This window comes from Bacillus sp. AFS077874 (genome assembly GCF_002566505.1).
Lineage (GTDB): Bacteria > Bacillota > Bacilli > Bacillales > Bacillaceae_G > Gottfriedia.
On sequence record NZ_NUYF01000046.1, the window covers coordinates 1 to 4,683 of the forward strand.

Consider the following 4,683-nt stretch of genomic DNA (forward strand, 5'->3'; position numbering starts at 1 on the left):
ATCAAACTTGTTAGTTAAGTCCTCGACCGATTAGTATCAGTCAGCTCCACGTGTCACCACGCTTCCACCTCTGACCTATCAACCTGATCGTCTCTCAGGGGTCTTACTAGCTTAACGCTATGGGAAATCTCATCTTGAGGGGGGCTTCATGCTTAGATGCTTTCAGCACTTATCCCTTCCACACATAGCTACCCAGCCATGCTCTTGGCAGAACAACTGGTACACCAGCGGTGTGTCCATCCCGGTCCTCTCGTACTAAGGACAGCTCCTCTCAAATTTCCTGCGCCCACGACGGATAGGGACCGAACTGTCTCACGACGTTCTGAACCCAGCTCGCGTACCGCTTTAATGGGCGAACAGCCCAACCCTTGGGACCGACTACAGCCCCAGGATGCGATGAGCCGACATCGAGGTGCCAAACCTCCCCGTCGATGTGGACTCTTGGGGGAGATAAGCCTGTTATCCCCGGGGTAGCTTTTATCCGTTGAGCGATGGCCCTTCCATGCGGAACCACCGGATCACTAAGCCCGACTTTCGTCCCTGCTCGACTTGTAGGTCTCGCAGTCAAGCTCCCTTATGCCTTTACACTCTTCGAATGATTTCCAACCATTCTGAGGGAACCTTTGGGCGCCTCCGTTACTCTTTAGGAGGCGACCGCCCCAGTCAAACTGCCCACCTGACACTGTCTCCGAGCCGGATCACGGCTCTAGGTTAGAATTTCAATACAGCCAGGGTAGTATCCCACCGACGCCTCCACCGAAGCTAGCGCTCCGGCTTCTCAGGCTCCTACCTATCCTGTACAAGCTGTACCAAAATTCAATATCAAGCTGCAGTAAAGCTCCACGGGGTCTTTCCGTCCTGTCGCGGGTAACCTGCATCTTCACAGGTACTATAATTTCACCGAGTCTATGGTTGAGACAGTGCCCAAATCGTTACGCCTTTCGTGCGGGTCGGAACTTACCCGACAAGGAATTTCGCTACCTTAGGACCGTTATAGTTACGGCCGCCGTTTACTGGGGCTTCAATTCAGAGCTTCTCCCGTAAGGGATAACCCCTCCTCTTAACCTTCCAGCACCGGGCAGGCGTCAGCCCCTATACTTCGCCTTGCGGCTTCGCAGAGACCTGTGTTTTTGCTAAACAGTCGCTTGGGCCTTTTCACTGCGGCTCTCCCGGGCATACACCCAAAAGAGCACCCCTTCTCCCGAAGTTACGGGGTCATTTTGCCGAGTTCCTTAACCATAGTTCTCTCGCTCACCTTAGGATTCTCTCCTCGCCTACCTGTGTCGGTTTGCGGTACAGGCACCTATTTCCTCGCTAGAAGCTTTTCTTGGCAGCGTAGAATCAGGAACTTCGGTACTATATTTCCCTCGCCATCACAACTCAGCCTTATGATGTGCGGATTTGCCTACACATCAGCCTAATTGCTTGGACGCGCATATCCAGCAGCGCGCTTACCCTATCTTTCTGCGTCCCTCCATTGCTCAAACGGAAATGAGGTGGTACAGGAATATCAACCTGTTGTCCATCGCCTACGCCTGTCGGCCTCGGCTTAGGTCCTGACTAACCCTGGGAGGACGAGCCTTCCCCAGGAAACCTTAGGCATACGGTGGACGGGATTCTCACCCGTCTTTCGCTACTCATACCGGCATTCTCACTTCTAAGCGCTCCACCAGTCCTTACGATCTAGCTTCAACGCCCTTAGAACGCTCCCCTACCACTGATACCATACGGTATCAATCCGCAGCTTCGGTGATACGTTTAGCCCCGTTACATTTTCGGCGCAGAGTCACTCGACCAGTGAGCTATTACGCACTCTTTAAATGGTGGCTGCTTCTAAGCCAACATCCTGGTTGTCTAAGCAACTCCACATCCTTTTCCACTTAACGTATACTTTGGGACCTTAGCTGGCGGTCTGGGCTGTTTCCCTCTTGACCACGGATCTTATCACTCGTAGTCTGACTCCTATGGATAAGTCATTGGCATTCGGAGTTTGACTGAATTCGGTAACCCGTTGGGGGCCCCTAGTCCAATCAGTGCTCTACCTCCAAGACTCTAACACATAAGGCTAGCCCTAAAGCTATTTCGGGGAGAACCAGCTATCTCCGAGTTCGATTGGAATTTCTCCGCTACCCACACCTCATCCCCGCACTTTTCAACGTGCGTGGGTTCGGACCTCCATTCAGTGTTACCTGAACTTCATCCTGGACATGGGTAGATCACTCGGTTTCGGGTCTACGACCACGTACTATATCGCCCTATTCAGACTCGCTTTCGCTGCGGCTCCGTCTCTTCAACTTAACCTTGCACGGGATCGTAACTCGCCGGTTCATTCTACAAAAGGCACGCCATCACTCGTTAACGAGCTCTGACTATTTGTAAGCACACGGTTTCAGGTTCTCTTTCACTCCCCTTCCGGGGTGCTTTTCACCTTTCCCTCACGGTACTGGTTCACTATCGGTCACTAGGTAGTATTTAGCCTTGGGAGATGGTCCTCCCAGATTCCGACGGAATTTCACGTGTTCCGCCGTACTCAGGATCCACTCAAGAGGGAACGAGGTTTCAACTACAGGGTTTTTACCTTCTTTGACGGACCTTTCCAGGTCGCTTCATTTACCCCGTTCCTTTGTAACTCCGTATAGAGTGTCCTACAACCCCAAGAGGCAAGCCTCTTGGTTTGGGCTATCTTCCGTTTCGCTCGCCGCTACTCAGGAAATCGCTATTGCTTTCTATTCCTCCAGGTACTTAGATGTTTCAGTTCCCTGGGTCTGTCCTCAGTACCCTATGTATTCAGGTAAAGATACTACTCCATTACGAGTAGTGGGTTTCCCCATTCGGAAATCTCCGGATCAAAGCTTACTTACAGCTCCCCGAAGCATATCGGTGTTAGTCCCGTCCTTCATCGACTCCTAGTGCCAAGGCATCCACCGTGCGCCCTTTCTAACTTAACTAATTTTAAAACTAATTGAATTAAACTTACGCAGTTTAATGAATGACATTATCTAGTTTTCAAGGTACAAANNTTTCATACATGAACCATCGGTTCATGATGTCTCCATAGAAAGGAGGTGATCCAGCCGCACCTTCCGATACGGCTACCTTGTTACGACTTCACCCCAATCATCTGTCCCACCTTAGGCGGCTGGCCCCTAAAAGGTTACCCCACCGACTTCGGGTGTTACAAACTCTCGTGGTGTGACGGGCGGTGTGTACAAGGCCCGGGAACGTATTCACCGCGGCATGCTGATCCGCGATTACTAGTGATTCCGGCTTCATGTAGGCGAGTTGCAGCCTACAATCCGAACTGAGAATAGTTTTATGGGATTAGCTCCACCTCGCGGTCTTGCAACCCTTTGTACTATCCATTGTAGCACGTGTGTAGCCCAGGTCATAAGGGGCATGATGATTTGACGTCATCCCCACCTTCCTCCGGTTTGTCACCGGCAGTCACCTTAGAGTGCCCAACTAAATGCTGGCAACTAAGATCAAGGGTTGCGCTCGTTGCGGGACTTAACCCAACATCTCACGACACGAGCTGACGACAACCATGCACCACCTGTCACTCTGTCCCCGAAGGGAAAGCCCTATCTCTAGGGTTGTCAGAGGATGTCAAGACCTGGTAAGGTTCTTCGCGTTGCTTCGAATTAAACCACATGCTCCACCACTTGTGCGGGCCCCCGTCAATTCCTTTGAGTTTCAGTCTTGCGACCGTACTCCCCAGGCGGAGTGCTTAATGCGTTAACTTCAGCACTAAAGGGCGGAAACCCTCTAACACTTAGCACTCATCGTTTACAGCGTGGACTACCAGGGTATCTAATCCTGTTTGCTCCCCACGCTTTCGCGCCTCAGCGTCAGTTACAGACCAGAAAGTCGCCTTCGCCACTGGTGTTCCTCCAAATCTCTACGCATTTCACCGCTACACTTGGAATTCCACTTTCCTCTTCTGCACTCAAGTTTCCCAGTTTCCAATGACCCTCCCCGGTTGAGCCGGGGGCTTTCACATCAGACTTAAGAAACCGCCTGCGCGCGCTTTACGCCCAATAATTCCGGACAACGCTTGCCACCTACGTATTACCGCGGCTGCTGGCACGTAGTTAGCCGTGGCTTTCTGGTTAGGTACCGTCAAGGTGCCAGCTTATTCAACTAGCACTTATTCTTCCCTAACAACAGAGCTTTACGACCCGAAGGCCTTCATCGCTCACGCGGCGTTGCTCCGTCAGACTTTCGTCCATTGCGGAAGATTCCCTACTGCTGCCTCCCGTAGGAGTCTGGGCCGTGTCTCAGTCCCAGTGTGGCCGATCACCCTCTCAGGTCGGCTACGCATCGTCGCCTTGGTGAGCCGTTACCTCACCAACTAGCTAATGCGCCGCGGGCCCATCTGTAAGTGATAGCCGAGGCCATCTTTCAATAAAGGAACAGGAGTTCCTTTATGTCATCCGGTATTAGCTCCGGTTTCCCGAAGTTATCCCAGTCTTACAGGTAGGTTGCCCACGTGTTACTCACCCGTCCGCCGCTAACTAACGGGAGCAAGCTCCCATTAGTCCGCTCGACTTGCATGTATTAGGCACGCCGCCAGCGTTCGTCCTGAGCCAGGATCAAACTCTCCATAAAAGTTAAGTTTAAATCTTGTATTGCTCAAAAAACTAATAATTGACGTTTACTTCATGTTTTGTTTAGTTTTCAAAG

The 4,683-nt window shown here is 51.6% G+C and carries 2 rRNA genes; both read right to left on the bottom strand.

Features of this window, described 5'->3' with window-relative positions:
• Nucleotides 1-10: 10 nt before the first annotated feature.
• Nucleotides 11-2,948: ribosomal RNA gene (locus COJ46_RS19885) — 23S ribosomal RNA — on the bottom strand.
• A 110-nt stretch (nt 2,949-3,058) separates the two neighbouring features.
• Nucleotides 3,059-4,608, bottom strand: a 16S ribosomal RNA gene (locus COJ46_RS19890).
• The 16S and 23S rRNA genes sit together here, the layout of an rRNA operon.
• Nucleotides 4,609-4,683 lie beyond the last annotated feature (75 nt).